This window comes from Zobellella denitrificans (assembly GCF_002407485.1).
In the GTDB taxonomy this organism is placed as follows: Bacteria; Pseudomonadota; Gammaproteobacteria; order Enterobacterales; family Aeromonadaceae; genus Oceanimonas; species Oceanimonas denitrificans.
Genome location: NZ_CP012621.1, coordinates 3185157 through 3208520 on the forward strand (window position 1 = coordinate 3185157; position 23364 = coordinate 3208520).

The window sequence follows — 23364 nt, forward strand, 5'->3', positions numbered from 1 at the left end:
AGGTCAGGCCCCTACGGCTCGGTCGATATCGATGCCCTGCTCACGCATGGCGGCAAGTTTGTAACGCAGCGCCCGGGTGGTCAGCCCCAGGGCTTCGGCGGTGCGGGAACGGTGTCCGCTGTGCTGGCGCAAGATCTGCAGCACATAGTCGAACTCGGCGCGCTGGCGGCTGGCCTGCAGCCCCTCGCCCCGCTCCCCGCCATCAGTGCAGGGCGCCGCGCCGAAGGACGACGGAGAAGGCCGGCGCGTACCTTCCGGCAGCATCAGATCCGCTACGTCGATGATGGCGCCCCGGGCCAGGATCAGCGCCCGCTGGATGACATTTTCCAGCTCCCGGATATTGCCGGGCCAGCCGTAGTCGAGCAGGGCCCGCTCCGCTTGCTGGCTCAGGCGGAAAGCCTCTCCCCGGCCGTAACGGGCCAGGAAATGCTGGGCCAGGGGCAGTATGTCCTCGATGCGTTCCCTGAGCGGCGGCCAGCACAGGGGCAGCACGTCCAGCCGGTAGAACAGGTCTTCCCGGAACTGGCCGGCCGCCACCGCCTCCCGCAGATCCCGGTTGCTGGCGGCGACGATGCGCACGTCCAGGCGGATCTTCTGGTGGCTGCCGAGCCGCTCCACTTCCTTCTCCTGCAACACCCGCAGCAGCTTGGCCTGCAGGCCGAGGGGCATTTCCGAGATCTCGTCCAGCAGCAGGGTGCCGCCGTTGGCCAGCTCGAACTTGCCCGGCTGCGCCTGGGCGGCCCCGGTGAAGGCACCCTTGCTGTGGCCGAACAGCACCGCCTCCAGCATGGTCTCGGGAATGGCGGCGCAGTTGACCGCCACAAAGGGGCCCGCCGCCCGGTCGGAAACCTGATGCACATATTGCGCCAGGCATTCCTTGCCGGTGCCCGACTCGCCGCCGATCAGCACCGCCGCCTGGGTCTGGGCCGCCCGGTAGGCCAGTTGCAGCACCTGCAGGCCGGCACGCGAACGCACCACCATGTTGCCGGTGCTCCGCCGCAGGGCCAGGCTCTGCCCCAACACCCGCAGCAGCTGGCTGGGCTGGTAGGGCTTGAGCACATAATCGCTCGCCCCGGCGCGCAGGGCTTCCCCGGCCAGGGCGCTTTCCCCGTGTTCCACCATGGCCATGATCACCGCCTGGGGAAAGCGGCTGACGGCGGTGCGGATCGACTCGAGAAAACCGGCGCCGATGTCGCTGTCGACCAGGATCACCCCGGGCTGTTCTCCCCCGGTCCGGCCCAGCCCGGCCATCGCCTCGACCCGGTATCCCGCCGAGAGCAAAGCGCCGTAACACAGATCGGACACACCGGCCCGGGACACCAGCCACAGCAGTGTCGACGATGCAGATTCCCCTCTCATGATGCCTGTTCCTCCTTGATGATCCGGATAACGACCCGCCGGTTCTGGTAGCGCCCGGCCGAGGTATCGTTCGTGGCCAGGGGGGAGGCGGCGCCATAGGCCCTGACCTCCACCGCCAGGGCCGGCAATTGCCGGCGCAGCAGCTCGGCCACCTGCTCGCCCCGCTCCCGGGACAGGCGCAGGTTGAGCTCGGGATGGCCGCTGCTGTCGGTAAAGGACTCGACCAGGATGCCGCGGACGCCGGGCTCCGCCGCCAGGCGGCCGGCCAGGGCCGAGAGTCCTTGCCGCTGGCCGGCGCTCAGGCCGCGCACACCGGCGTGGAAATGAAGGGTCAGGCCGTTGCCGTCGCGGCCGGGTTCGGCCGCGGCCTCGCCCCGGCACAGGCGGAACTGGCTGTAGGCCTGCTGGAAATGGACGCTGGGCATCACGAAACGGCGCCGGCTGCCCGGCTCGCGGATCTCCAGCCAGCGGCCGTTGGCCATGGCGCCGAGCACCCCGGGGATGCCCTGGTGGTAATGCAGTTGCTGCCGCTGCCATTGGCCGGACGCGACCGGCTCGGCATCGCCCTGCTGCCAGGGCGCGGGGATCAGGGCCAGCTCGGCGCCACCGCCCTGAATGCCGGCCTGCTGCCACTCGAGTTCGAAGCGTACGCCACGGCCTGGCTCGGCAACGAACCGGGCCAAGGCCACCCTGTCTATCTGGTGTTCCATCACACAACGGGAGGCATTGCCAGAGGCACGCCAAGCGGCCCTGTCCATGGCGGTTGCGTATTCCTGCGCCATGAGGGAGCCGCTCAACAAAACACCCAGGCCAAACATGCCCTGCAGTTTTGTAAGCTTGTTCATATTCCGTCTTTTGAGAGTGTGTACCGGCACTTCCCGCCGGTCAGGCCACTGGCCAGTTTTTTATTGTGTACGGCTGAGAAAGGTAATACAGGCGGGCCCCTGAGGGCCTGGAGGGAAATCCCTGCCTTGGCAACCCCGCTATCCTAGGATTCACATCCCTTAGACCGGAGGCTTTGCGTCCTGACCTTTCGGCCAGTTTGCCCTTGTCATCAGCAATCGATTTAGTGCGACAATAGTTGACTAAAAAAAACGACGTAATTCAACAACAAAAGTGTGTTTTTTCCGTTGATGTGGGACTGGCATCGCATCCTGCTCAAGATACCGCCAGTCCTCCTACCAGACAGCCTTGCCTAAATCCGGCGCGGCTCAGCCCAGGGTGCCGACCACGTCGATCTGGATATGCTCGGGCACCTCGTTGTAGGACAGCACCTTCAGGCTCCTGGCGAAAACGGCGCCGTAGCGCGCCAGCAAGGGCCTGAGCTGGGGCATGACCAGCAACACCGGCGGCACGCCCTGGGCCTGCAGGGCTTCCCCCACCGCGGGCATTTTCTGCTGCAGCTGCGACAGCAGGGCCGGCTCGACCGGGAAGCTGTCGATGCTGGCCTTGGCGTTTTGCTGCTGGGCCTGGTTGAGGGCCTGCAGCAGGGTCTGCTCCAGCCCGTCCGCCAGGGTGAAGGCAGTCAACACACCGCGTTCCCCCATGATCTGGCGCACTATCACCCGCTTCAGGGCACAGCGCACGTCCGCCGCCAGCAACACCGGATCCTTGGTGATCTCGGCTCCCTCGACCAGGGCGGTGGCGATGGTGTTGATATCCGCCAGGCTCACCTGCTCCTTCAGCAGGTAGCGGTAGACCTTGAGCAGCAGGATGGGCGGCAGCGCCTCGGCCAGGGTGTCGGCCAGCCTGGGCGACTGCTGCTGCAGCCGCTCCCCCAGTTTGACCACGTCGTCCAGCACCAGCAGCTCGGACAGGTGCTCCCGCATCAGCTTGCTGAGGTGGGTGGCCACCACGGTCGCGGCATCCACCACCGCATAGCCCAGGTTGAGCGCCTTGGGCTTGCTGGCCGCGTCTATCCATACCGCCGGCATGCCGTAGGCCGGCTCGTGGGTGAGTTCACCGTCGATCTCGCCGTAGATCTGGCCCTTGTTGATGGCCAGCATCCGCTCGCCGTCGGCGCTGCCGCTCGCCATCACCACGCCGCCGAGCTTGATGCGGTATTCCTGGGGCGCCAGTTGCAGGTTGTCGCGCACCCGCACCTCGGGCAGCAGGAAGCCGGCCTGCTCCGACAGGGTCTTGCGCACCCCGCGGATCCGTCCCAGCAAGGGCGCACCCTGCTGCTCGTCCACCAGGCCGACCAGGCGGTAGCCCAGCTCCAGGGTCAGCAGATCCACCCGGGGCAGATCCTGCCAGGCCAGGGCCTGGACCGACTCCTGCTCCTGGGAGAGCAGGGCCTCGGCCTGCTCCAGAGGCGTGCTCTCGGGCCCCTGCCGTTGCAGCTGCCAGGCCACATAGCCCAGCACGGCGGCGAACAGCAGGAACACCAGGGTCGGCATGCCGGGCACCAGGCCGAGGATCAGCATGACGGCGGCGGCGGTGTACACCACCCGCGGCGACGCCAGCAGCTGCTGGCCCACCTGGCTCGACATCTCGGCCTCGTCGTTGACCCGGGTGACGATGATGGCGGCGGCGGTGGCCAGCAGCAGCGAGGGGATCTGGGCCACCAGGCCGTCACCGATGGTGAGCAGGGCGAAGCGCTGGAAGGCCTCGCCGGCGCCGAGCTCGTGCTGGAACATGCCGATCAGGAAGCCGCCCAGCAGGTTGATGAACAGGATCAGCAGGCCGGCGATGGCGTCGCCGCGCACGAACTTGGAGGCGCCGTCCATGGAGCCGTAGAAGTCGGCCTCCCGCGCCACTTCCTGCCGGCGCTGCTTGGCCTGGTGCTGATCCAGGGCGCCGGCGTTGAGATCCGCGTCGATCGCCATCTGCTTGCCGGGCAGGGCGTCCAGGGTGAAACGGGCCGCCACCTCGGAGATGCGCTCGCCGCCCTTGGTGATCACCACGAAGTTGATGATCATCAGGATCACGAACACCACCATGCCCACCACATAGTTGCCGCCGATCACCACCTCGCCGAAGGCCTGGATCACCTTGCCCGCCGCGTCCCCGCCCTCGTGGCCGGTGAGCAGCACCACCCGGGTCGAGGCCACGTTCAGGGTCAGCCGCATCAGGGTGGCCACCAGCAGCACGGTGGGGAACACCGAGAAGTCCAGCGGCCGGCGGGCCGAGACCGCCACCAGCAGCACCAGGATCGCCAGCACTATGTTGAAGGTAAAGAGGGCGTCCAGCAGCCAGGGCGGCAACGGCAGTATCACCATGGCCAGCACCGCTATCAGCAGCAGGGGAACTCCCATATAAGGATGGCTAAGGCCTCTCCAGTTCACGCTTCACCTCATTGTCGTCGGTATTGTTGCGGTATCTTGAATTCGGGCAGCCGGCCGGGGGCCTTGCCCCGCCCTTCCCGCCAGGCCCGCAGTTGCAGCACATAGGTCAGCACATAGGCCACGGCGCTGTAGAGGCCGGCGGGCACCTGCTGATCCACCCGGGTGGAATAGTACAGGGCCCGGGTCAGGGCCGGGACACTGATCACCTCCTTCTGGTGCAGCCGGGCCAACTCCCGGATCCGCGCCGCCAGCTCGTCGCTGCCCTTGGCGATCACGAAGGGCGCCTCGGCCCGCTTGGGATCGTATTTCAGGGCCACGGCGTAATGGGTGGGGTTGACCACCACCACGTCCGCCTCGGGCAGCCGCCGATCGATGCGGCCCCGGGCCATCTGGAACTGGATCTGGCGGATGCGCTGCTTGACCTCGGGCCGGCCCTCGGTGTTCTTCTGCTCGTCCTTTACCTCCTGCCGGGTCATCTTCAGCTTTTTGGTGGTGGACCACTTCTGGAAGGGCACGTCGATGAGCGCGATCACCGCCAGCGCCAGGCACAGCAGCAGCACCGCCAGCACCAGCAGCGCCAGGCCCTGGCCGAAACCGGTGTAGAGCGGCTGACGCCCGAGGAACAGCAGCCGCTCCCAGTTGTAGTAGAGGGTGGCGCCCAGGGTGGCACCCAGCAGGCCGACCTTGAGCACCGCCTTGAACAGCTCGACCAGGGCATGGCTGGAGAACATCCGCTTCAGGCCGGCCAGGGGGTTGAGCCGCTCCAGCTTGGGCTTGACGCTGCCCCAGGCCAGCAGCAGGCCGCCCGGCACCAGGCCGGAGAGCACCAGCAGCACCGATATGGTCAGGAAGAAGGGCAGCAGGGCCCGGAGGCTTTCCATCAGCGCCTGGTACAGGTAGGCCAGCATCAGTTCCGGCTCGCGGCTGGCCTCGGCGGGCAGCTCCATGGCCAGGACGAAGAGCCGCTTGAAAAAGTCCCCCAGGGCCGCGGCCTGCCACCACAGCAGCAGGCCGCCCAGCAGCAGCAACACCACCGTATTCAGATCCTTGGAGCGGGCCACCTGGCCCTCGCGCCGCGCCTTGCGCCGCTTCTGCTCCGTGGGCTGCTCCGTCTTGTCCTGGGCCGACTGCTGCTCCGCCATGCCTCAGCGACTCCAGTGGCGCATCAGGTCGAACACCTCCTGGCTGAACTCCAGGTAGCGCTGAGGGATGTTGGCCAGCATCAGCAGCAGGGACGCCAGCCCCAGCATCATGCTCATGGGAAAGCCCAGGGCGAAGATGTTGAGGGACGGCGCGCTGCGGTTCATCACCCCGAAGGTGATGTTGACCAGCAGCATGGCGATCACCGCCGGCAGCGCCAGGATCAGGGCGGCGCCGAACATCCAGCCGAACAGCCGGCTCAGCAGTTCCAGATCCAGGCGATAGAGGCTGTGGCCGGCGGGCCAGGTACGGAAGCTCTCCACTATGATGTCCAGCGCCAGCAGGTGGCCGTTCCAGGCCAGGAACAGCAGGGCCGCGAACAGCCACAGCAACTGGCCCAGCAGGGGCGCCGAGCCGCCGTTGACCGGATCGTTCATCACCGCCATGGCCAGGCCCATCTGCATCGACAGTATCTGGCCGGCCATGGTCACCAGGGTGAACAGCATCTGCAGCATCAGCGCCAGCAGCACCCCGAACAGTATCTGCTCCAGGGTCAGGACGGCGGCGCCAAAGGAAAAGGGATCCACGGCCGGCCCGGGGGGCAGCAGCGGAAACAGCAGCAGGCTGATCAGGAAGGCGAACAGCAGCCGCACCAGGGGACTCAGGTGGCCATCGCCAAACAGGGGCAGCACCCAGAAAAAGGCGGCCAGCCGGCAGAAGGGCCACCAGCCCTTGCCCAGCCAGGCCATCAGCTCCGGCGTGGTCAGGCTGACCAGGGGGCTCATCCAATGGTCCCCGGTATCATCAGGAACAGCTGATCGAACAGCTCCATCACCTGGCGCAACAGCCAGTGGCCGGCGAACACCAGCATCAGGAGGGTGATCAGCAGCCGGGGAAAGAAGCTGAGGGTCTGCTCCTGGATCTGGGTGGCCGACTGGATGATGCTGACCACCAGGCCCACCACCATGCCCGGTATGATCAGCACGCTGACCATGGCGATGATGGTCAGCACCGCCTGGCCGATAAGATCGACGGTCTGCTCCGGTGTCACCTAGCCTCCAAAGCTGCGCGCCAGGGTGCCGACCGTCATCGACCAGCCGTCCACCAGCACGAACAGCATCAGCTTGAAGGGCAGCGAGATCACCAGGGGCGACAGCATCATCATGCCCATGGCCATCAGCACGCTGGCCACCACCAGATCGATCACCAGGAAAGGAATAAACAGCATAAAGCCTATCTGGAAGGCGGTTTTCAGCTCGCTCAGCACGAAGGCCGGGATCAGCACGTCGAAAGGCACCTGCCGGGGTTCGAGACTCACATCCTCTTCGGCGATGCGCAGTATCTGCTCCAGATCCGTTTCCCGGGTCTGGGCCAGCATGAACTGTTGCAGCGGCGCCTTGGCCGTCACCAGCGCCTGCTCGAAGCCGATGGCGCCCTGATCGTAGGGCACGAAGGCGTTGTGGTAGATGTCCTGCCACACCGGTCGCATGATCAGCAGGGTCAGGGCCAGGGCGATGCCGATCAGCACCCGGTTGGGCGGGCTCTGCTGCAGGCCGAGCGCCTGCCGCAACACCGCCAGCACCACTATGATGCGGGTGAAGCTGGTCAGCATCAGCAGAAAGGCCGGCAGCAGCCCCAGGGCCGTCATCAGCAGCAGTATCTGGAGCTTGATGCTGTACTCGGCCTCGCCGTCCGGACCCATCACCGACAACAGGGGAATGTCGGCCAGGGCCGCCGCCGGCAGCAGCAGGGCCGCCAGCCCCCAATACACCTTAAGCTTCATCTTGCCGGTCTTTCGCCGCCTGCTGGTGGAGGATGCGGGTCAGGCGCACGCCGTAACGGCCGTTGGCCACCACCACCTCGCCCTGGGCCAGCAGGGTGCCGTTGACCCGCACGTCCAGGGGCTCGCCGGCCAGCTTGTTCAGCTCGATCACCGCCCCTTCGCCGGCTTTCATCAGCTCGCCCAGGCTGATCTCGGCACTGGCGACCTCCAACGACACCTTCACCGGCAGTTGCTGAAAATAGCCCAGATCCCGGCTGCCCGACTCCTTGACCTCGGGCTCGGCCACGTCCTGGAACAGGCTGTCCAGGCCATCGCCCAGCAGCAGGCCCTCATCCATTTGTTTTTCCATCATCAACCTCGATGTTCAATCAATAAATCCGTGGCTGGCAAACACCAGCATGCCCTGCTGCTCGGCCACCCGGCCCTTGAGCAGCGGCTGCTCGCCCACCCGGGCGGTCGCCTCGTGGAACAGGGAGATGGGCAGTATGTCCCCTTCCTTCAGGCCGGCCAGCTCCCCCAGGCTCAGCTCGCACTCGGCCAGGGGGATGCTGAGGCGGGTCTTCAACTGGGGCAGCATCTCCCTCAGCGCCTCGGCCAGCTCCAGCCGGCGGACCTCGATAAGATCCGGGTTTTCCGCCGGCGCGGCCAGGGCCGGCAGCAGCAGGTACCAGCGCATCTGCCGGCCGTGCAGGGAGAGTTCCACCTCGACCAGGGTGGCCGGTGGCTCGCACTGGGCCAGGGGGAGCATGCGTCCTCCGCTCAGGGTGCCACCCGGTACCAGCTGGGTCAGCAGATCCTGGCCGAACAGGGACAGCAGGCTGAGCCCCAGCCGCCGTTCGGTTTCCGATACCGGGCGCCGGGGCGGCGCCGGCTGGTCCCCCGGCCGGCCGCCGAAGGTCATCTCCGCCAGCTGGTAGAGATAGGCATGCTCCATCACCAGGGCCGGCCCCGGCATCATGGCGCCATCCCGTTCGCCGTCGCCGGCAAAACAAAGCAACACGGCGCCCTGTTCGGCGACGGGCAAGGAGGGGAGGAAACGCAGCGACAGGGACAGCTCGGTGCTGTACAGCATGGCTTCCAGCCTGCCGCGCCAGGCATTCTTCCTGGCCTCCAGGCACAGTTTCACCTGCCGTTGCTGTTGCAGCGCCGGCTCCTGATCGCGGAAAAAATCGTAGCGGGGAAACTGGACGTCCGGCGCCGCCAGATGGACCCTGGCGCCGGCGGTGGATGTATTTTTCGGCGGCCTCTCTCTCACGACAACTTACCTCCGGTGAGACCCTGGGGTCTGCTCTGAAAAAACCTGAACATGCCGACATCGGCGGCAAATGGCCGGGCTTCGGCCGCAATGACCAAATTCCCGCCCCACCGGGGGAGCACGACGGCCCCGCCGGCAACCGGCACGACATGAGTAATAACGGCCGCCAGGCCTCGAAACTTGAATCATTCCGCTGATTTTTTGCCGTTTCCCATCATGGGATTTTCATATGGGGCGGCTATGATAGGCACTCGGATGCGAATTGACGACTTAATTTTATGTTTCAGGTGTTTTGGCAGTTCTTTAAGCTCGGCTGGGTCAGCTTCGGCGGCCCGGCCGCCCATATCGGTTATTTTCAGCGCCATTTCGTGCAACAACTCGGCTGGATCCCGCAGGATCGCTTCGCCTCCACCCTCGCCCTGTGCCAGTTCCTGCCCGGGCCGGCCTCCAGCCAGCTGGGCTTCGCCATCGGCTACCAGCGCGCCGGCCTGGGCGGCGCCGTCGCCGCCTTTATCGGCTTCACCCTGCCCTCCTTCCTGCTGATGCTGGGCCTGGCCCTGGCCGGCCAGGCCTGGGCCAGCCAGCCCGCTGCCCTGGCGGCGATCGCCGGCCTCAAGCTGTTCGCCCTGGTGGTGGTGGCCGACGCCGTGCTGACCATGGCCGGCCAGTTCTGCCGCCAGCGGCTGACCCTGGCGCTGGCGGTGGGCACCGCCGCCCTGCTGTGGCTGATGCCCAGCCTGCTTGCCCAGTTCACCGCCCTGCTGGCGGCGGCCCTGGTCGGCGCCCTGTGGCTCCAAAAAACCGGCGGGGACAGCCACCGCAAAATAGGCCCCAACTGGCCCTTTCTGTTGCTGTTCGCCGGCCTCTTCCTGCTGCCCTGGCTGCTGCATTTGGACGGCACCGCCCGGATCTTCGCCGACTTCTACCAGGCCGGCAGCCTGGTGTTCGGCGGCGGCCATGTGGTGCTGCCGCTGCTGCAGGGGCTGCTGGGCGAGCGGATAAGCAGTGAGGCCTTCCTCACCGGCTACGCCGCCGCCCAGGCCATGCCCGGACCCATGTTCACCCTGGCCACCTTTCTGGGTGCCGAGCTGTGGCCGGCATCACCGGTGCTGGGCGCCCTGGTGGCCACCTTCGGGGTCTTCCTGCCCGGCTTCCTGCTGCTGCTGGCACTGCAACACGGCTGGCAGGCATTGGCGGCCCGGCCGCTGATGGCCGGCGCCGTCACCGGCATCAACGCCGCCGTGGTGGGCTTGCTGCTGGCGGCGCTGTACCAGCCGGTGTTCGTCAGCAGCGTCACCGGCGCCCCGGCCCTGGCCGCCGCCGCCCTGGGGCTGCTGGCCCTGCGGGTGTTCAAGTGCCCGCTGCTGGTGCTGATCCCGGCCTTTATGCTGCTGGGCTTCTGGCTGTAGCCGCCCGGCTCACAGCTTCACCCTTTTCAGGCGCAGGGCGTTGCCCACCACGAAGACGCTGGACAGGGCCATGGCGCCCGCCGCCACCATGGGCGACAGCAGCAGGCCCAGCGCCGGGTAGAGGGCACCCGCCGCCAGCGGGATCAGGCTGGCGTTGTAGGCGAAGGCCCAGAACAGGTTCTGGCGGATATTGCGCAGGGTGGCCCGGCTGATGGCCAGGGCATTGGGCACGGCGCGCAGATCCCCGCCCATCAGCACCACCTCCGCCGCCTCGATGGCGATATCGGTGCCGGTGCCGATGGCGATGCCCACTTCCGCTTCGGCCAGGGCCGGGGCGTCGTTGATGCCGTCGCCCACAAAGGCCACGGCCCCAAAGCGCGCGCGCAATGCCTGCAACGCCGCCACCTTGCCGTCCGGCATCACCTCGGCCACCACCTCGTCGATGCCGAGCTCGGCGGCGATGGCTTCGGCGGTGCGCCTGTTGTCGCCGGTGATCATGGCGACCTTCAATCCCAGCCGGTGCAGGGCGGCGATGGCCTCGGGCGTCCCCTCCTTGATCGGATCCGCCACTGCCATGACCGCCGCCAGGCGACCGTCGACCACCACGTAGAGCGGGCTCTTGCCGGCCGAGGCCAGGGCGGCGGCGGCCTCGCTCACCTCGTCCAGGCTCAGCCCCAGCTGTGTCAGGTAGCGATCGGCCCCCACCTGCAGCCGCCGGCCGGCAACCATGGCGGACACCCCCAGCCCCGGCAGCGCCTCGAACCCTTGCGGCTCGACCAGGGCCAGGCCCCGCTCTTCGGCCGCCCGGACGATGGCCTCGGCGATGGGGTGCTCGGACTGCCGTTCCACCGCCGCCACCAGGGCCAGCACCTCGGCCTCGTCGAAGCCCGGCCGCATCAACAGATCGGTCAGCTCCGGCCGGCCCCGGGTCAGGGTACCGGTCTTGTCCAGGGCGATGACGCTCGCCTCGCGCAGGCTTTGCAGCGCCTGGCCCTTGCGAAACAGTATGCCCATGTCGGCGGCCCGGCCGGTGCCGACCATGATGGAGGTGGGCGTGGCCAGGCCCATGGCGCAGGGGCAGGCGATGATCAGCACCGCCACGCCGTTGACCAGGGCGAAGGTGAGCGCGGGCTCGGGCCCCAGCCACAGCCAGACCAGGAAGGTCAGCACCGCCACCGTCATCACCACCGGCACGAACACGGCGGTAACCCTGTCCACCAGCGCCTGGATCGGCAGCTTGGCGCCCTGGGCCTGCTCCACCATGCGGATGATCTGGGCCAGCAGGGTATCGGCGCCCACCTTGACGGCCTCGAAGCCGAGCGCGCCGTTCTTGTTGACGGTGCCGCCCACCACCTCGTCCCCCGCCTGCTTGGCCACCGGCACCGGCTCGCCGGTGAGCATGGACTCGTCCACGTAGGAGCTGCCCTCGAGCACCCGCCCGTCCACCGGGATCCGTTCCCCCGGGCGCACCTGCACCCTGTCCCCCACCCGCACCTCGGCCAGGGGGACTTCCCGCCATTCCTCCCCGCGCCGCACCCGGGCGGTCTTGACCTGCAGGCTCAGCAGCCGGGCGATGGCCTCGCCGGTGCGCCCCTTGGCCCTCGCCTCCAGGTAGCGGCCGAGCAGGATCAGCGTCACGATCACCGCCGCCGCCTCGTAGTAGACATGGCGGCTGCCCGCCGGCAGCCAGTGGCCGGCGAAGGTGGCCACCACCGAAAACCCCCAGGCGGCCAGGGTGCCCAGGGCCACCAGGGAGTTCATGTCCGGCGCGCCGCGCACCAGGGCAGGCAGCCCCTTCTGCAGAAAGCGCAGGCCGGGGCCGAACAGCACCAGGCTGGTGAGCACGAACTGGACTCCCCAGTTGAGCGGCCGGCCCAGGGTCTGCTCAAGCCAGTGGTGCATGCCGGGCACGAAATGGGCGCCCATCTCCAGCACGAACACCGGCAGGGTCAGCACCGCCGCCAGCCAGAAGGCCCGCTTGAGAACAAGTTGTTCCCGCTCCCGCCGCTGGCTGTCGTCTTCCCGCTCGGCGGACAGGGGAACGGCGTCGTAGCCGGCCCGGCGGATGGCCTCGACCAGGCTGGCCGCGTCCTGGTTGCCGGCCAGTACCTCCACCCGGGCCTGCTCGGCGGCCAGGTTGACGCTGGCCGACAAGACCCCGGGCAGACCGGCGAGCGCCTTCTCTACCCGCCCCACGCAGGAGGCACAGCTCATGCCGATGATGGCAAGCTCCAGTTGCTCGGTACGGCTGTGGTAGCCGGCTTTTTCCAGGGCAGCGACCAGGGTCGCGGGGGCGACCTCCCGGTCCAGGATGAGTTCGGCGCTTTCCGAGGCCAGGTTGACCGAGGCCGACTGCACCCCGGGTGTGGCAAGCAGCGCCTTTTCCACCCGTCGCACGCAGGAAGCGCAGGTCATGCCTGCAATCGGCAACCTGAGGCGATGCTCGTCAAGAAAAGCGGTTTGAGGTAATGCGGTCATGATGGAATTCCTCGGTTTGACATTATGGGCTGACTATCAGGCTTACCATCATGGGAAGGTCAAGCGTAAAGAGGCATTTTTTTCAACGGCTCACTCCCGGCCGTTGTCTGCCCTCGCCGGAGCGGCCCGCGCCGTCCTTCCTGAGCGGATCAACAGCAGCACCAGGGTCAACAGCAACCCCACCATGATAGGCCACAGCAGGCTCCAGGCGTGCCTCAGGCCCGTTTCGCCGAAGGTCATGGGGGGTAGTTCCGCCGTGGCCCGCCAGGGCAGCCACCAGAACAGCACCAGGCTGACCAGGGTCAGGCCGCCCCAGCCCGCCAGCATCCAGGGGGAATGGCGCCCGCTCTTGGTCTCTCCCTGCAGGCACCACAGAAAGCGCATCACCACCAGGGTGGTGGCCAGGGCGCCGGCACTCATCAGCGCCGGCAGCAGGGCCGCCAGCCCGACACCCGGTAAATCCGGCACCAGCACCGACTTCATCGCCAGCTTGGCCACGGCCCCGCTGGTCAGGGGCAGGCCCGCCAGGGACAGCCCCGGCAACGCCACCAGCCCCCACCACAACGCCTGCCCGCCCCGGTGCGCGGGGCGAGCCAGACCGGTGGCAAGAAAGAGGGCGCCCTTGGCCAGGCCGTGGTGCAGGGCATAGAGGCCGATCACCGGTACCATGACCGCCGCCTCGCCCGGGGCCGCCACGGCGGCCCCCACCAGCAAGGTCATCAGCCCCATCTGGCTGATGCTGGAATAGGCCAGTATGGTCTTGGGCTCCCGCTGCATCAACCCCAGCAGGGCGCCGCCGAGGGCGCCGACCGCTCCCGCCAGCACCAGCCCCTGGCCAAGCCACTCCTGGCCGGGCAATCCCAGGGGCAGCAGCAGCACCCAACCCAGCAGCCCGGCCTTGATCATGGCCCCGCTGAGCACGGCGCTGGCGGGAGTCGGTGCCACCGGATGGGCCAGGGGCAGCCAGAAATGCAGCAGCGGCAGGCCGGCCTTGACCCCGAAGCCCAGCAGCAGCAACAGGAAGATGATCCCACCCCCGTCACCGGCCGCCACGGCGGGGGCCAGTTCGGCCAGCATCATGCCGCCCGCCCGCTGGGCCGCCAGCAGCAGCCCGGCCAGCAGCAGCATCTCCCCCAGCAGCGCCATCACCAGGTAGACCTTGCCGGCAAACAGCGCCCTCGAGGTCTGGTCGTGGATCACCAGGCCGTAGGCGGCAAAGGTCATCAGCGCGAAGAAGGAGTAGAAACTCGCCAGATCCAGCGACACCATCAGGCCCAGGTTGCCGGTGAGCGTCAGGGCCCACAGCAGGTAAAAGCGGCGGCGGCGTCGCTTCAGGTAGCCCGCCGCGTAGAGCCCGGCCGCCAGCCACAAAGTCGCCGCCGCCAGCAGCAGCAGGCGGCGCAGGTCGTCCAGCCCCCAGAGGGCACCGGTCAGCAGATAGGGCAGGGAAAGCGAAAAGGGCCCCTCGTAGGCCAGGGCCAGCAGCAACCCTGGCAGCGGCATCAGCACCAGTCCCAACCGCCAGGAATAACCGCTCCTGGCCAGGGCGGCCAGCGGCAGCAGGCCCAGGGGCAGCAGCACGGTCAGCAGCAGCAGGGCGGTCATGGCAGGTACTCCCGCAGGGCGATGAGGCGCGCCCAGCTGAGGGGGCTGAAAGGCGCCGCCGCCAGCACCCCGGCCAGCACGGTGAACAGGGCGGTGCACAGGGCCGGCCACAACAGCCAGCCGCTGGTCTCCAGCCGGCCTCGGCCCCGATCCCGGGGCCAGTAGGTGGGTTCGGGACGAAACCATAGCCGGTGCACTATCGGCAGGAAATAGGCGGCATTGAGCAGGCTGCTGGCGATCAGCACCGGCAGCACCCAGGCCATGTCCGCCGCCAGCGCCCCCGAGCCCAGCATCCACTTGGTGATGAAGCCCGCCAGGGGCGGCGCCCCCATCATGCCGAAGGCGCCGATGGTAAAGGCGATGCTGGTACCGGGCATGCGCCGCCCGGCGCCGTCGAGCTGATCGACACGGGTCACCCCCAGGGTTTCCGCGTAGTTGCCGGCGCAGAAGAACAGGGTCACCTTCATGATGCCCTGGTGCAGCAGGTGGACCAGGCCGCCGACGGTGCCCACGGGGCCGAACAGGGCCACGCCCAGTATGATGTAGGACACCTGGCTGACGGTGGAAAAGGCCAGCCGCCGCTTGAGGTTTTGCTGGACCAGGGCCCGCAGCGAGCCGTACAGCACGGTAAAGGCGGTCAGCCAGGCCAGGGGCTGCAACAGCCCCAGCAACTGGGTGAACTCGATACCGTAGATATCGTAGACCACCCGCACTATGCCGAAGGCGCCGGCCTTGACCACCGCCACCGCGTGCAGCAGGGCGCTGACCGGCGCCGGCGCCACCATGGCCCTGGGCAGCCAGCCGTGGAAGGGAAAGATCGCCGCCTTCACCGCCAGGCCGGCGATCAGCAACGCAAAAATCATCGACAGGGTGCCGTGCAGTGCCGGATCGAGATCGCGCAGCTGGCCGGTGGCGCGGAAATTCAGATCCCCGACCAGGGCGTGCAGCCAGGCGATGCCCAGCATCAGCACCATGCCACCGGACAGGGTGTAAACCAGGTAGTTGTTGCCCGCCCGAAGGACCTGGTCGTTGCCCCTGTGCACCACCAGCGGGTAGGTGGACAGGGTCAGCAGCTCGTAAAACAGCAGGAAGGTAAACAGGTTGCCCGCCAGGGCGATGCCCATGGTGCTGGCCACGCACAGACTGAAGAAGCCGAAGAAGCGGCTGCGGTTGGGCGAGTCCTCCAGGTAGCCCACCGCGTAGATGGTGGTGAACAACCAGAGCAGGGCGGACAGGGCTGCAAACATCACCGACAGCCCGTCCGCCTGCAGCACGAAGTTCACTCCCGGTGCCAGGGGGAAACTCAGTCCGTAGTCGGTGCCCCGGAACACCCCCAGGGTCATCACCGCCACCAGTCCCAGCTTGATCACCGCCGCCAGCAGGTTGACCAGGGTGCGGCGGCCGTGGCTCTGCTCCGGCAGCATAAAGATGATCAGCGCCGCCAGCAGCGAGGTCATGATCACCAGCACCGGCATCCAGGTGGTGAGATTCATGAGCCCCCCTCCCCGCTAAAGGGCAGGGCCAGCACCGCCAGCGGCCATTCCGCCGCGAAGCCGAGGCCGATGGCCATCAGCGCCAGCACCATGGGGATCACCTCCAGTCCCCGGGACGGGTGGTAGAAGGTATCCTCGCCCCCCTTTTCGAGGAAGGAAGCGCGGAAGATGCGGAACAGGTAGAGCGCCGACAGCAGTCCCCCCGCCACCAGCAGCAGTATCCACCACCACTGGCCGCTCTGGATACTGGCCTGCAGCAACAGCCACTTGGCGACGAAGCCGCCGGAAGGCGGCAGCCCCATCAGGGACACCGCCGCCAGGCCGAAGGAAAACAGCGAAAAGGGCAGAAAGCGGCTCACTCCGGCCAGGGCATCCACCCGGTGGCTGCCCACCGCCAGGATCAGGTTGCCCGCCGCCAGGAACATGGCCGCCTTGGCCAGGGCGTGGCTCAACAGGTGCAGCATGACCCCCTGGCGGGCCAGCTCGGCTGCCTCGCCTCCCTGGCTCAGGGGAAACAACAGAAAGAGGTAGCCTATCTGGGCCACCGACGAATAGGCCACCACCATCTTCAGCCGCGCCTGGCGCAGCGCCAGCCAGCCGCCCACCAAGACCCCGCCGGCGCCCAGGGCCCCCAGCGCCTGAGCCAGCCACCAGCCGTAGGCGCCCTCCCCCAACCCCCACCACAGACGGGCGAAAATATAGAAGGACGCCTTCACCACCAGCGCCGACAGCAGGGCGCTGACCGGCGACCTGGCGATGCCGTGGGCCGGGGGCAGCCAGAAGTGCAGCGGAAACAGGGCGGTTTTAAGCGCCAGGCCGGCGGCGGCGAGCAGGATCACCAGGGGCGGCGGCGGCCGCTCGGCGGCGAGCGCCGTCAGGCCGGCCAGGGACAGGCTGCCATAATCGCCGTAAAGCAGCGCCACCGCCAGCAGATAACCCAGGGAGCCGAGCAGGGCGGCAAACAGATAGCGCAAGGCGGCGCGCAGCGCCCCGGCCTCCCCGCCCAGGGCAACCAGTCCCACCGCCGCCAGGGTGATAAGCTCCAGCCCCACATAGAGGTTGAACAGATCCCCCGCCAGCCAGACCCCGTTCAGCCCGGCCCAGAGAAACCAGAACAAAGGCCAGAAATAACGCTGGTAGCCTTTGGCGGCGTCCAGGTAGACCCCCGCGTGCAGGGCGGCGGCCGAGGCCACCAGGGCGGTGAGCAGCACGAAGGTCACCGCCATGCCGTCCACCCTGAGTTCTATCCCCAGGGGAGCCGGCCAGCCGCCCAGGGCATAGTAGAGCCCGCCCTCCCGGGCGACGGTCAGCCACAGGCCGGCGGACACCAGCGCCTGCAGCAGTATACCGGCCCAGCAGAGCCAGTAGCCGCGCCGAAAATCCACCAATACGGACATCACCGCCCAGGCCAGGGGGGTAAACAGCAAACCGGGGATCAGCAGCGCCAGCATCAGGAGTCGGGCCCTCGGTCCAGGCCGCTGTGCCCGCTCAGGTGGTACCAGCGCCGGATCAGCACCAGCGCCAGGGCGGAGGCCGCCAGCGCCACCACTATGCCGGTCAGCACCAGCGCCTGGGGCACGGGATCGGCGACGCCGTCGGACTGGGCCAGGCCGACCAGCAGCAGGAAGGTGCCCGAGCCCATCAGGTTGAAGGCCATCAGCCGCCGCAGCAGGTGACGACAGAGCAGCAATCCCGCCAGACCGATGCCGCACAAGGCCACCGCGGCCAGCACATAGAGTTGCACCTGGATCATGGGGCATCCTCCCGGTCGGCGGCGGACAGTTGCGCCGGCGCCACCGCGAACAGTCCCACCAGCACCATGGCGATGGACAGGGTGAGCATGGCCTCGATCAGCAGGATAAGCCCGCCGGCCCAGGCGGGCGGATAGGCCAGGAAGGCGTCCCCCCGCACCGCCCCCATCACCGCCACCAGCAGGAAGACGGCGAAACCGATCACCAGCCCCAGCCGCAACATCGGCCCCGGCCGCAAAAAGGGCAGCGGCACCCCGCCCAGGCGCAGCAGCACCCCGGTGGCGCCCAGCACCGAACCGGCCTGGAAGGCGCCGCCGGGGCGATCGCTGCCCGCCCACAACAGGTAGGCGGCCAGCACCAGCAATAGCGGCACGAACCAGCGCATCAGCGCCTGCAGCAATGGGTCCCGGGTGCGCAGCTCCCGCGCCTCCATGGGCGCCACGGCGCGCATGGACAGACCGGCCAGCCCCGCCACCATCAGCACCCCTATCTCCAGCAGGGTGTCGTAGCTGCGAAAATTCAGCAGCACGGCGGTGATGGCATGGTCCACGCCGCTGTCCGGCAGCCGTTCGGCCACCCGCAGGCGCAGATCCACCTCCGCCTCCCGGGCCAGTACCTGCCAGGCGGTATAGCCCAGGGCCCCGGTCAGTGCCAGGCTGGACAGCAGCACCAGCGCCACCTTCATCTGTCCTCCTCGCCCGGAGGCGCCCTGTCGCCGGGACGCGGTTCCCGGAAGTGACTCACCGCATCCAGCAGCAGGACCCCGGTCAGGCCGGCGCCGAGGGCGGCCTCGACCAGGGCGATATCGGGAGCATGGAGCCGTACCCAGGCCAGGGCCATCAGCAGGCCGAAGGCCATGAACATCACCACGGCCCTGAACAGATCCGGCGACAACAGGGTCCCCAGGGCGGTCAGCAGCAGGGCGATGACCAACAGCAGATCCGGCAACAGTTCAATCATGGTGCTCCTCCTCGTCGGCCCTAGGCCGTACCGCCAGCGCAACCAGATGGGCGGCGGTGGCGCTGGCCGCCAGCGCCAGCAGCCAGATCAGCACCAGCTTGGCCACCCCCGCCAGCGAACCGGCAAAGGGCAGCACGCCCAGGATGATCAGGCCCAGCCCCAGGTTGTCCACCTTGGTCAGGGCGTGGATGCGGCTCAGGGTATCGGGGAAGCGGAACAGGCCCAGGGTACCGACGGCGTAGAAGCCGCACCCCGCCAGCAGCAGCAGGCTCTGCACCAGTTCAAGGGGCGTCATGGTCGTTCCCTCCCTTGCCGGTTCGCGCCCTGTCGATGCGCACCACCCGGGTGACAAAGGCCACGGTGGCCAGGATGGCCAGCACCGCCAGCACCAGGGCCACGTCCCGCAGGGCAGGTTCATTCATGGCTTCCGCCAACACCAGCAACAGGCCGATGCCGGTGGTGCCGAACAGCTGGGCCGCCAGCATGCGATCCGCCGCCGCCGGCCCCCACCACACCCGCCACAGGCCGAGCAGCAGGCTGAGCAGCAGCAGGCCGGCCACCAGGGACAGCACCGCCGCCATCAGGGCCACTCCCCCGGCAGCCCGAACAGCAGGGCGATATGGCGCTCGGCGTCCCGCAGCGAAGCCGCCACCGGCATGTCCAGATCCAGGCAATGCAGTTCGAGGTCGTGTTCATGCAACCGCACCGACAGGGTGCCCGGCAGCAGGCTCAACACATTGGCCAACAGCCAGCGGGGACCGCCGGCGGGCAGGCGCGACGGCAGGGTGAGGATGCCGGGAGCAACCGGCAGGGAGGGCAGCAGCAGCCGGCGCGCCACATCGAGCCCGGCGGCCATCGAGCGGGTAACGAAGAAAACGAGAAAACGGGGCAGTTGCCCCGGGCGGATACGGTACCGGCCGGGCGCGAACAGCCTGAAGCTAAGCACCGTCACGCCCAGGGCGGTCGGAACACCGAAGAGCAGCGCCCCGGCCTCCCCTTCGGTCAGCACCCACCAGAGCGCCAGCATGCCCGCGAAACGAACCATAACCGTCCTTTACGTAATTGATTCTGTTATAAAAGACTATAGGACACCGGGGCCGGGAGCTGGCAGGTTTCGCTTTCTCGGGTGGCAGGATGGCGACCGGGAGGGCCGGCCGCCATCGGTGTTACGGCTGTTCCTTCGCGGGGGCGGAGAGCCGTTCCAGTATGGCGCAGTCGGGGTGCTCATCCCCCGGGCAGGCGGCGATCAGTTGTTCCAGGGTGGTCTTCATGGCGGCCAGCTCCCGCATCTTTTCCTCCACCTCCGCCAGGTGCTGCTCGGCCAGGGTGCGCACCGCCCGGCTGGCCCGGTGCGGATCCCGCCGCAGCCGGAGCAGGTCTTCTATCTGGCGGATGGAAAAGCCCAGCACCCGCGCCTGGCGGATGAACTTGAGCTCCTCGACGCTGTGCCGGTCGTATTGCCGGTAGCCGGCCTCGGTGCGGGCCGCCGGCCTGAGCAGGCCGTTCTGTTCATAGTGGCGGATCATCTTGGCCGACACCCCGGCCCGCCGCGCCGCTTCTCCGATATTCATGGAAACCTCCGTAGTGCCATCTAGTTTACAACCTGGTCAGCCCCCATTCTTGGGGCGCGGGCGGGCCGCCTGCGCCCCAACGGCAAATGGCGGTGTCCGCCCGGCTCAGGCCGGCGGGTAGCCGGCTTCCACCAGGGCCTCGATCACCTCGTCCCGGTCGACGGTACTCTCCACCTGCAGGCGGTGCGCCGCCAGGTCGAATGCCAGCACGCAGTCCGGATCCAGTTCTTTCAGCGCCCGGCTGATGGCACCGGTGCAGTGGCCGCAGCTCATGTCGGGCAGGGTAAAGGTCAGCATCGCTCTCTCCTCGGGTTTGGTTGCTTTACCCCCCTACTTTCAACCTTACCACAAGGGCAAGGTCAAGCCCTTTTTCCTGACCCGGCACGCAAACAAAAAAAGCGGGCCAACCGGCCCGCCAAAAAGGTTATGACATCGACGTTTTCACTGACTCAAACCAGATCCGCCAGCACTTGCTCCAGCAGATCCAGCCCCTCGTTGACCACCTCCAGCGGCGAGGTCAGCGGCGGCAGGAAGCGGATCACGTTGCCCCGTACCCCACAGGACAGCAGGATCACGCCCTTCTCTATGCCCTTGGCCACTATCGCCTTGGTCAGCTCGGGGTTGGGCTGATCCACGTCCCCATTATGGATCAGCTCCATCGCCACCATGGCGCCCAGGTTGCGCACCTGGCCGATATGGCGGGGATACCTGGCCTGCAGCTCGGACAGGCGCTTGTTCATCAGCTCGCCCAGGGCCAGGGCCTTGGCGCACAGCTGCTCTTCTTCGATGATCTTCAGCACTTCCAGCGCCGCGGCACAGGCCAGGGGGAAGGCCGCGTAGGTGCCGCCCAGGCCGCCCGGGTTGGCGGCGTCCATGATGTCGGCCTTGCCGACCACGCCCGCCAGCGGGAAGCCGCCGGCAATGCCCTTGGCCATGGTCATCAGATCCGGCTCGATGCCGGCATATTCGGTGGCGAACAGCTTGCCGGTACGGGCGAAGCCGGTCTGGATCTCGTCACAGATCAACAGGATGCCGTGCTGGTCGCAGAGGGTGCGCAGTTTCTGCAGGAAGGACGGCGGCGCCTGGTAGAAACCGCCCTCGCCCTGCACCGGCTCGATGATGATCGCGGCCACCCGGCCCGGCTCGATGTCGCAGTGGAACAGCTCATCCAGCGCCTTGAGCGACTGGGCCTCGGTCACGCCGTGGTAGGCGTTGGGGTAAGGCAGGTGGTAAATCTCGCCCGGGAAGGGGCCGAAGCCGGCCTTGTAGGGCGCCACCTTGCCGGTCAGGCCCATGGCCAGGTTGGTCCGGCCGTGGAAGCCGCCGTTGAAGGCGATGACGCCGCTGCGTTTGGTGTGGGCGCGGGCGATCTTGACCGCGTTTTCCACCGCCTCGGCGCCGGTGGTCACGAACATCGCCTTCTTGGGGCTGTTGCCCGGCGCCAGCGCCACCAGCTTCTCGGCCAGCTCGACCACGCTCTCATAGGGGGTGACCATGGCGCAGGTGTGGCTGAATCGCTCCAGCTGGGCGGCCACCGCGGCCTGGATACGCGGGTGGCTGTGGCCGGTGTTGACCACGGCGATGCCGGCGGCGAAGTCGATATAGCGGCGGCCTTCCACGTCCCAGATCTCGTTGTTTTTAGCCTTGTCCACGTAGAGGGCGGCCATGTTGCCCATGCCCCGGGCGAAGACGGCATCTTTGCGTTGTTGCAGCTCTTGGTTCTTGCTCATCGTCTTGTCTCCTGAAAAGTCCTGCTCAGCGGATGCCGCCCATGCACAGGTATTTGGTTTCCATGTAATCTTCCAGCCCCTGGGCGGAGCCTTCGCGGCCCAGGCCGGATTCCTTGACGCCACCGAAGGGCGCCGCTTCGTTGGAAATGATGCCTTCGTTGATGCCGATCATGCCGTACTCGAGCGCCTCGGCCACCTTCCAGATGCGAGCATGGCTCTCGGTATAAAAATAGGCGGCCAGGCCGTAGGGGGTGTCGTTGGCGATGGCAATCGCCTCGGCATCGTCCCTGAAGCGGATCACCGGCGCCACCGGGCCGAAGATCTCCTGTTGGGCGATCTCCATGTCCTGGGTCACCCCGGTCAGAATGGTCGGGGTGAAGAACAGCTCGCCGGCCGGGTGACGTTGGCCTCCGGTCAGCAGTCGGGCGCCCTGGCTCTGGGCCCGGTCCACCATGGCGGCGATCTTGTCTATCGCCGCCCGGTTGATCACCGGCCCCATGGTGGTGCCCTCTTCCAGGCCGTTGCCCACCACGAACTTTTCCACTTCCTCTTTAAAGCGGGCCATAAAGGCGTCGTAGATGCCGTCCTGCACCAGGATGCGGTTGGCGCACACGCAGGTCTGGCCGGCGTTGCGGAACTTGGATGCCAGGGCGCCGGCCACCGCCGCCTCCAGGTTGGCGTCGTCGAACACGATAAAGGGCGCATTGCCGCCCAGCTCCAGGCTGAGCTTCTTCACGGTGTCGGCGCTCTGGCCGTAGAGCAGCTTGCCCACCCGGGTGGAGCCGGTGAAGGACAGCTTGCGCACCCGGCTGTCGCCGGTCAGCGCCTGGCCCACGTCCGCCGCCCGGGAGCTGGTGATCATGTTGATCACCCCGGCGGGAATGCCGGCCTGCTCCGCCAGGGCCATCAGCGCCAGAGCGGAGAAGGGGGTTTCCTCGGAGGGCTTGACCACTATGGTGCAGCCCGCCGCCAGCGCCGGCGCTATCTTGCGGGTGATCATGGCGTTGGGGAAGTTCCAGGGGGTGATGGCGGCCACCACCCCGATGGGCTGCTGGATGCTCAGGGTACGCCGGTCGGCGGTGGGCGCGGCAAACAGCTTGCCGTAGGCGCGCTTGCCTTCCTCGGCGTACCACTCGATATAGGAAGCACCGTACAGCACCTCGCCCCGGGTCTCGAACAGCGGCTTGCCCTGCTCCAGGGTCATCAGCCGGGCCAGCTCTTCCTTGTGCTCGATGATCAGATCGAACCAGCGGCGCAGCAGCCGGGCCCGCTCCTTGGGATTGAGCGCGCTCCAGCCGGCCAGGGCCTGGCTGGCCGCGTCGATGGCGGCACGGGTTTCGTCCACGCCCATGTCGGGCACCCGGCCCAGCAACTCGCCGGTGGCGGGGTTATATACGGAAATGGTGGCGCCGCTGTCGGCCTGGCGCCACTGGCCATTGATGTGGCCGGCGTCTTTCACTAGGTTGCTGTTGACGGTATTGATGCTCATAAAACTGCGCCTCGGTGTTGAGTCCATGCAAGCCCCAAGGGGCCGGCCGACAAC

The 23364-nt window shown here is 67.6% G+C and carries 24 protein-coding genes and 1 riboswitch; of the genes, 1 reads left to right on the plus strand and 23 read right to left on the minus strand.

Annotated elements, in window-relative coordinates; all coding sequences use genetic code 11:
• Positions 1-3: 3 nt before the first annotated feature.
• The 9 genes from AN401_RS15050 to AN401_RS15090 all read right to left on the minus strand — a co-directional run bounded on the left by AN401_RS15050 (position 4) and on the right by AN401_RS15090 (position 8824).
• Positions 4-1359, minus strand: a complete 1356-nt coding sequence (locus tag AN401_RS15050; RefSeq protein ID WP_232513330.1) for a sigma-54 dependent transcriptional regulator — start codon at positions 1357-1359, stop codon at positions 4-6.
• The gene (locus AN401_RS15055; protein ID WP_096779799.1) at positions 1356-2204 is read right to left on the minus strand and encodes an OmpA family protein; all 849 of its coding nucleotides are present in this window, start codon (positions 2202-2204) and stop codon (positions 1356-1358) included. The genes AN401_RS15050 and AN401_RS15055 overlap by 4 nt, the downstream gene beginning before the upstream one ends.
• A 125-nt stretch (positions 2205-2329) precedes the next feature.
• A riboswitch (cyclic di-GMP riboswitch) is annotated at positions 2330-2416 on the minus strand.
• Positions 2417-2570: 154 nt separating this feature from the next.
• The gene (gene flhA / locus AN401_RS15060; RefSeq protein WP_269769037.1) at positions 2571-4616 is read right to left on the minus strand and encodes a flagellar biosynthesis protein FlhA; all 2046 of its coding nucleotides are present in this window, start codon (positions 4614-4616) and stop codon (positions 2571-2573) included.
• 38 nt (positions 4617-4654) lie between these two features.
• Positions 4655-5788: a flagellar biosynthesis protein FlhB gene (gene flhB / locus AN401_RS15065; RefSeq protein WP_094040913.1), complete on the minus strand. Its 1134-nt coding sequence runs from the start codon at positions 5786-5788 to the stop codon at positions 4655-4657.
• 3 nt (positions 5789-5791) lie between these two features.
• Positions 5792-6571, minus strand: coding sequence for a flagellar biosynthetic protein FliR (gene fliR / locus AN401_RS15070; protein ID WP_096779800.1), 780 nt, complete (start codon positions 6569-6571; stop codon positions 5792-5794).
• Positions 6568-6837, minus strand: a complete 270-nt coding sequence (locus tag AN401_RS15075) for a flagellar biosynthetic protein FliQ (RefSeq protein WP_094040911.1) — start codon at positions 6835-6837, stop codon at positions 6568-6570. The genes fliR and AN401_RS15075 overlap by 4 nt, the downstream gene beginning before the upstream one ends.
• Positions 6838-7569, minus strand: coding sequence for a flagellar type III secretion system pore protein FliP (fliP, locus tag AN401_RS15080; RefSeq protein ID WP_096779801.1), 732 nt, complete (start codon positions 7567-7569; stop codon positions 6838-6840). It abuts the gene before it with no gap.
• The gene (gene fliN, locus AN401_RS15085; RefSeq protein ID WP_094040909.1) at positions 7559-7921 is read right to left on the minus strand and encodes a flagellar motor switch protein FliN; all 363 of its coding nucleotides are present in this window, start codon (positions 7919-7921) and stop codon (positions 7559-7561) included. The genes fliP and fliN overlap by 11 nt, the downstream gene beginning before the upstream one ends.
• 12 nt (positions 7922-7933) lie before the next feature.
• On the minus strand, positions 7934-8824 hold the full coding sequence (locus AN401_RS15090) for a FliM/FliN family flagellar motor switch protein (RefSeq protein ID WP_094040908.1): 891 nt from the start codon (positions 8822-8824) through the stop codon (positions 7934-7936).
• 278 nt (positions 8825-9102) lie between these two features.
• Here AN401_RS15090 and chrA point away from each other — a divergent pair, with 278 nt between their 5' ends.
• The gene (gene chrA / locus AN401_RS15095) at positions 9103-10233 is read left to right on the plus strand and encodes a chromate efflux transporter (RefSeq protein ID WP_096779802.1); all 1131 of its coding nucleotides are present in this window, start codon (positions 9103-9105) and stop codon (positions 10231-10233) included.
• 9 nt (positions 10234-10242) lie between these two features.
• Here the strand turns inward: chrA and AN401_RS15100 are convergent, their stop codons facing one another.
• The 14 genes from AN401_RS15100 to AN401_RS15165 form a co-directional block, all read right to left on the minus strand.
• The gene (locus tag AN401_RS15100) at positions 10243-12648 is read right to left on the minus strand and encodes a heavy metal translocating P-type ATPase (RefSeq protein WP_157772288.1); all 2406 of its coding nucleotides are present in this window, start codon (positions 12646-12648) and stop codon (positions 10243-10245) included.
• A gap of 153 nt (positions 12649-12801) precedes the next feature.
• A complete protein-coding gene (locus AN401_RS15105) occupies positions 12802-14316 on the minus strand; it encodes a proton-conducting transporter transmembrane domain-containing protein (RefSeq protein ID WP_096779804.1) in 1515 nt (504 codons plus the stop codon).
• The gene (locus tag AN401_RS15110) at positions 14313-15809 is read right to left on the minus strand and encodes a complex I subunit 5 family protein (protein WP_096779805.1); all 1497 of its coding nucleotides are present in this window, start codon (positions 15807-15809) and stop codon (positions 14313-14315) included. Before AN401_RS15110 ends, AN401_RS15105 begins: the two co-directional genes overlap by 4 nt.
• Positions 15806-17260, minus strand: coding sequence for a complex I subunit 5 family protein (locus tag AN401_RS15115; RefSeq protein ID WP_096779806.1), 1455 nt, complete (start codon positions 17258-17260; stop codon positions 15806-15808). Before AN401_RS15115 ends, AN401_RS15110 begins: the two co-directional genes overlap by 4 nt.
• The gene (locus AN401_RS15120; protein ID WP_096779807.1) at positions 17260-17562 is read right to left on the minus strand and encodes an NADH-quinone oxidoreductase subunit K; all 303 of its coding nucleotides are present in this window, start codon (positions 17560-17562) and stop codon (positions 17260-17262) included. The genes AN401_RS15115 and AN401_RS15120 overlap by 1 nt, the downstream gene beginning before the upstream one ends.
• A complete protein-coding gene (locus AN401_RS15125) occupies positions 17559-18245 on the minus strand; it encodes an MnhB domain-containing protein (RefSeq protein WP_096779808.1) in 687 nt (228 codons plus the stop codon). Before AN401_RS15125 ends, AN401_RS15120 begins: the two co-directional genes overlap by 4 nt.
• Positions 18242-18520: a Na(+)/H(+) antiporter subunit B gene (locus AN401_RS15130; RefSeq protein ID WP_094040623.1), complete on the minus strand. Its 279-nt coding sequence runs from the start codon at positions 18518-18520 to the stop codon at positions 18242-18244. The genes AN401_RS15125 and AN401_RS15130 overlap by 4 nt, the downstream gene beginning before the upstream one ends.
• Entirely contained in the window at positions 18513-18815 is a 303-nt protein-coding gene (locus AN401_RS15135) for a monovalent cation/H(+) antiporter subunit G (RefSeq protein ID WP_094040622.1), read from the minus strand. The genes AN401_RS15130 and AN401_RS15135 overlap by 8 nt, the downstream gene beginning before the upstream one ends.
• On the minus strand, positions 18802-19101 hold the full coding sequence (locus AN401_RS15140; protein ID WP_096779809.1) for a monovalent cation/H+ antiporter complex subunit F: 300 nt from the start codon (positions 19099-19101) through the stop codon (positions 18802-18804). The genes AN401_RS15135 and AN401_RS15140 overlap by 14 nt, the downstream gene beginning before the upstream one ends.
• Complete coding sequence (locus AN401_RS15145) at positions 19101-19565, minus strand: Na+/H+ antiporter subunit E (RefSeq protein WP_094040620.1); 465 nt, start codon at positions 19563-19565, stop codon at positions 19101-19103. The genes AN401_RS15140 and AN401_RS15145 overlap by 1 nt, the downstream gene beginning before the upstream one ends.
• Before the next feature lie 121 nt (positions 19566-19686).
• Entirely contained in the window at positions 19687-20091 is a 405-nt protein-coding gene (gene cueR / locus AN401_RS15150) for a Cu(I)-responsive transcriptional regulator (protein ID WP_096779810.1), read from the minus strand.
• Positions 20092-20196: 105 nt separating this feature from the next.
• Positions 20197-20388: a heavy-metal-associated domain-containing protein gene (locus AN401_RS15155; protein ID WP_096779811.1), complete on the minus strand. Its 192-nt coding sequence runs from the start codon at positions 20386-20388 to the stop codon at positions 20197-20199.
• 152 nt (positions 20389-20540) lie between these two features.
• On the minus strand, positions 20541-21821 hold the full coding sequence (gene gabT / locus AN401_RS15160; RefSeq protein WP_096779812.1) for a 4-aminobutyrate--2-oxoglutarate transaminase: 1281 nt from the start codon (positions 21819-21821) through the stop codon (positions 20541-20543).
• A 25-nt stretch (positions 21822-21846) separates the two neighbouring features.
• Positions 21847-23310 carry an NAD-dependent succinate-semialdehyde dehydrogenase gene (locus AN401_RS15165; protein WP_096779813.1) on the minus strand — a complete coding sequence of 488 codons (1464 nt, stop codon included), beginning with the start codon at positions 23308-23310 and terminating at the stop codon, positions 21847-21849.
• Between the last annotated feature and the right edge of the window lie 54 nt (positions 23311-23364).

Bases quoted from the DNA above. Each gene is read 5' to 3' on its own strand.
- AN401_RS15050 (WP_232513330.1), bottom strand. From the start codon at position 1,359: ATGAGAGGGGAATCTGCATCGTCGACACTGCTGTGGCTGGTGTCCCGG.
- AN401_RS15055 (WP_096779799.1), bottom strand. From the start codon at position 2,204: ATGAACAAGCTTACAAAACTGCAGGGCATGTTTGGCCTGGGTGTTTTG.
- flhA (WP_269769037.1), bottom strand. From the start codon at position 4,616: ATGGGAGTTCCCCTGCTGCTGATAGCGGTGCTGGCCATGGTGATACTG.
- flhB (WP_094040913.1), bottom strand. From the start codon at position 5,788: ATGGCGGAGCAGCAGTCGGCCCAGGACAAGACGGAGCAGCCCACGGAG.
- fliR (WP_096779800.1), bottom strand. From the start codon at position 6,571: ATGAGCCCCCTGGTCAGCCTGACCACGCCGGAGCTGATGGCCTGGCTG.
- fliP (WP_096779801.1), bottom strand. From the start codon at position 7,569: ATGAAGCTTAAGGTGTATTGGGGGCTGGCGGCCCTGCTGCTGCCGGCG.
- fliN (WP_094040909.1), bottom strand. From the start codon at position 7,921: ATGATGGAAAAACAAATGGATGAGGGCCTGCTGCTGGGCGATGGCCTG.
- chrA (WP_096779802.1), top strand. From the start codon at position 9,103: ATGTTTCAGGTGTTTTGGCAGTTCTTTAAGCTCGGCTGGGTCAGCTTC.
- AN401_RS15100 (WP_157772288.1), bottom strand. From the start codon at position 12,648: ATGACCTGCGCTTCCTGCGTGCGACGGGTGGAAAAGGCGCTGCTTGCC.
- AN401_RS15105 (WP_096779804.1), bottom strand. From the start codon at position 14,316: ATGACCGCCCTGCTGCTGCTGACCGTGCTGCTGCCCCTGGGCCTGCTG.
- AN401_RS15110 (WP_096779805.1), bottom strand. From the start codon at position 15,809: ATGAATCTCACCACCTGGATGCCGGTGCTGGTGATCATGACCTCGCTG.
- AN401_RS15115 (WP_096779806.1), bottom strand. From the start codon at position 17,260: ATGCTGGCGCTGCTGATCCCCGGTTTGCTGTTTACCCCCCTGGCCTGG.
- AN401_RS15120 (WP_096779807.1), bottom strand. From the start codon at position 17,562: ATGATCCAGGTGCAACTCTATGTGCTGGCCGCGGTGGCCTTGTGCGGC.
- AN401_RS15125 (WP_096779808.1), bottom strand. From the start codon at position 18,245: ATGAAGGTGGCGCTGGTGCTGCTGTCCAGCCTGGCACTGACCGGGGCC.
- AN401_RS15130 (WP_094040623.1), bottom strand. From the start codon at position 18,520: ATGATTGAACTGTTGCCGGATCTGCTGTTGGTCATCGCCCTGCTGCTG.
- AN401_RS15135 (WP_094040622.1), bottom strand. From the start codon at position 18,815: ATGACGCCCCTTGAACTGGTGCAGAGCCTGCTGCTGCTGGCGGGGTGC.
- AN401_RS15140 (WP_096779809.1), bottom strand. From the start codon at position 19,101: ATGGCGGCGGTGCTGTCCCTGGTGGCCGGCCTGCTGCTGCTCAGCCTG.
- AN401_RS15145 (WP_094040620.1), bottom strand. From the start codon at position 19,565: ATGGTTCGTTTCGCGGGCATGCTGGCGCTCTGGTGGGTGCTGACCGAA.
- cueR (WP_096779810.1), bottom strand. From the start codon at position 20,091: ATGAATATCGGAGAAGCGGCGCGGCGGGCCGGGGTGTCGGCCAAGATG.
- AN401_RS15155 (WP_096779811.1), bottom strand. From the start codon at position 20,388: ATGCTGACCTTTACCCTGCCCGACATGAGCTGCGGCCACTGCACCGGT.
- gabT (WP_096779812.1), bottom strand. From the start codon at position 21,821: ATGAGCAAGAACCAAGAGCTGCAACAACGCAAAGATGCCGTCTTCGCC.
- AN401_RS15165 (WP_096779813.1), bottom strand. From the start codon at position 23,310: ATGAGCATCAATACCGTCAACAGCAACCTAGTGAAAGACGCCGGCCAC.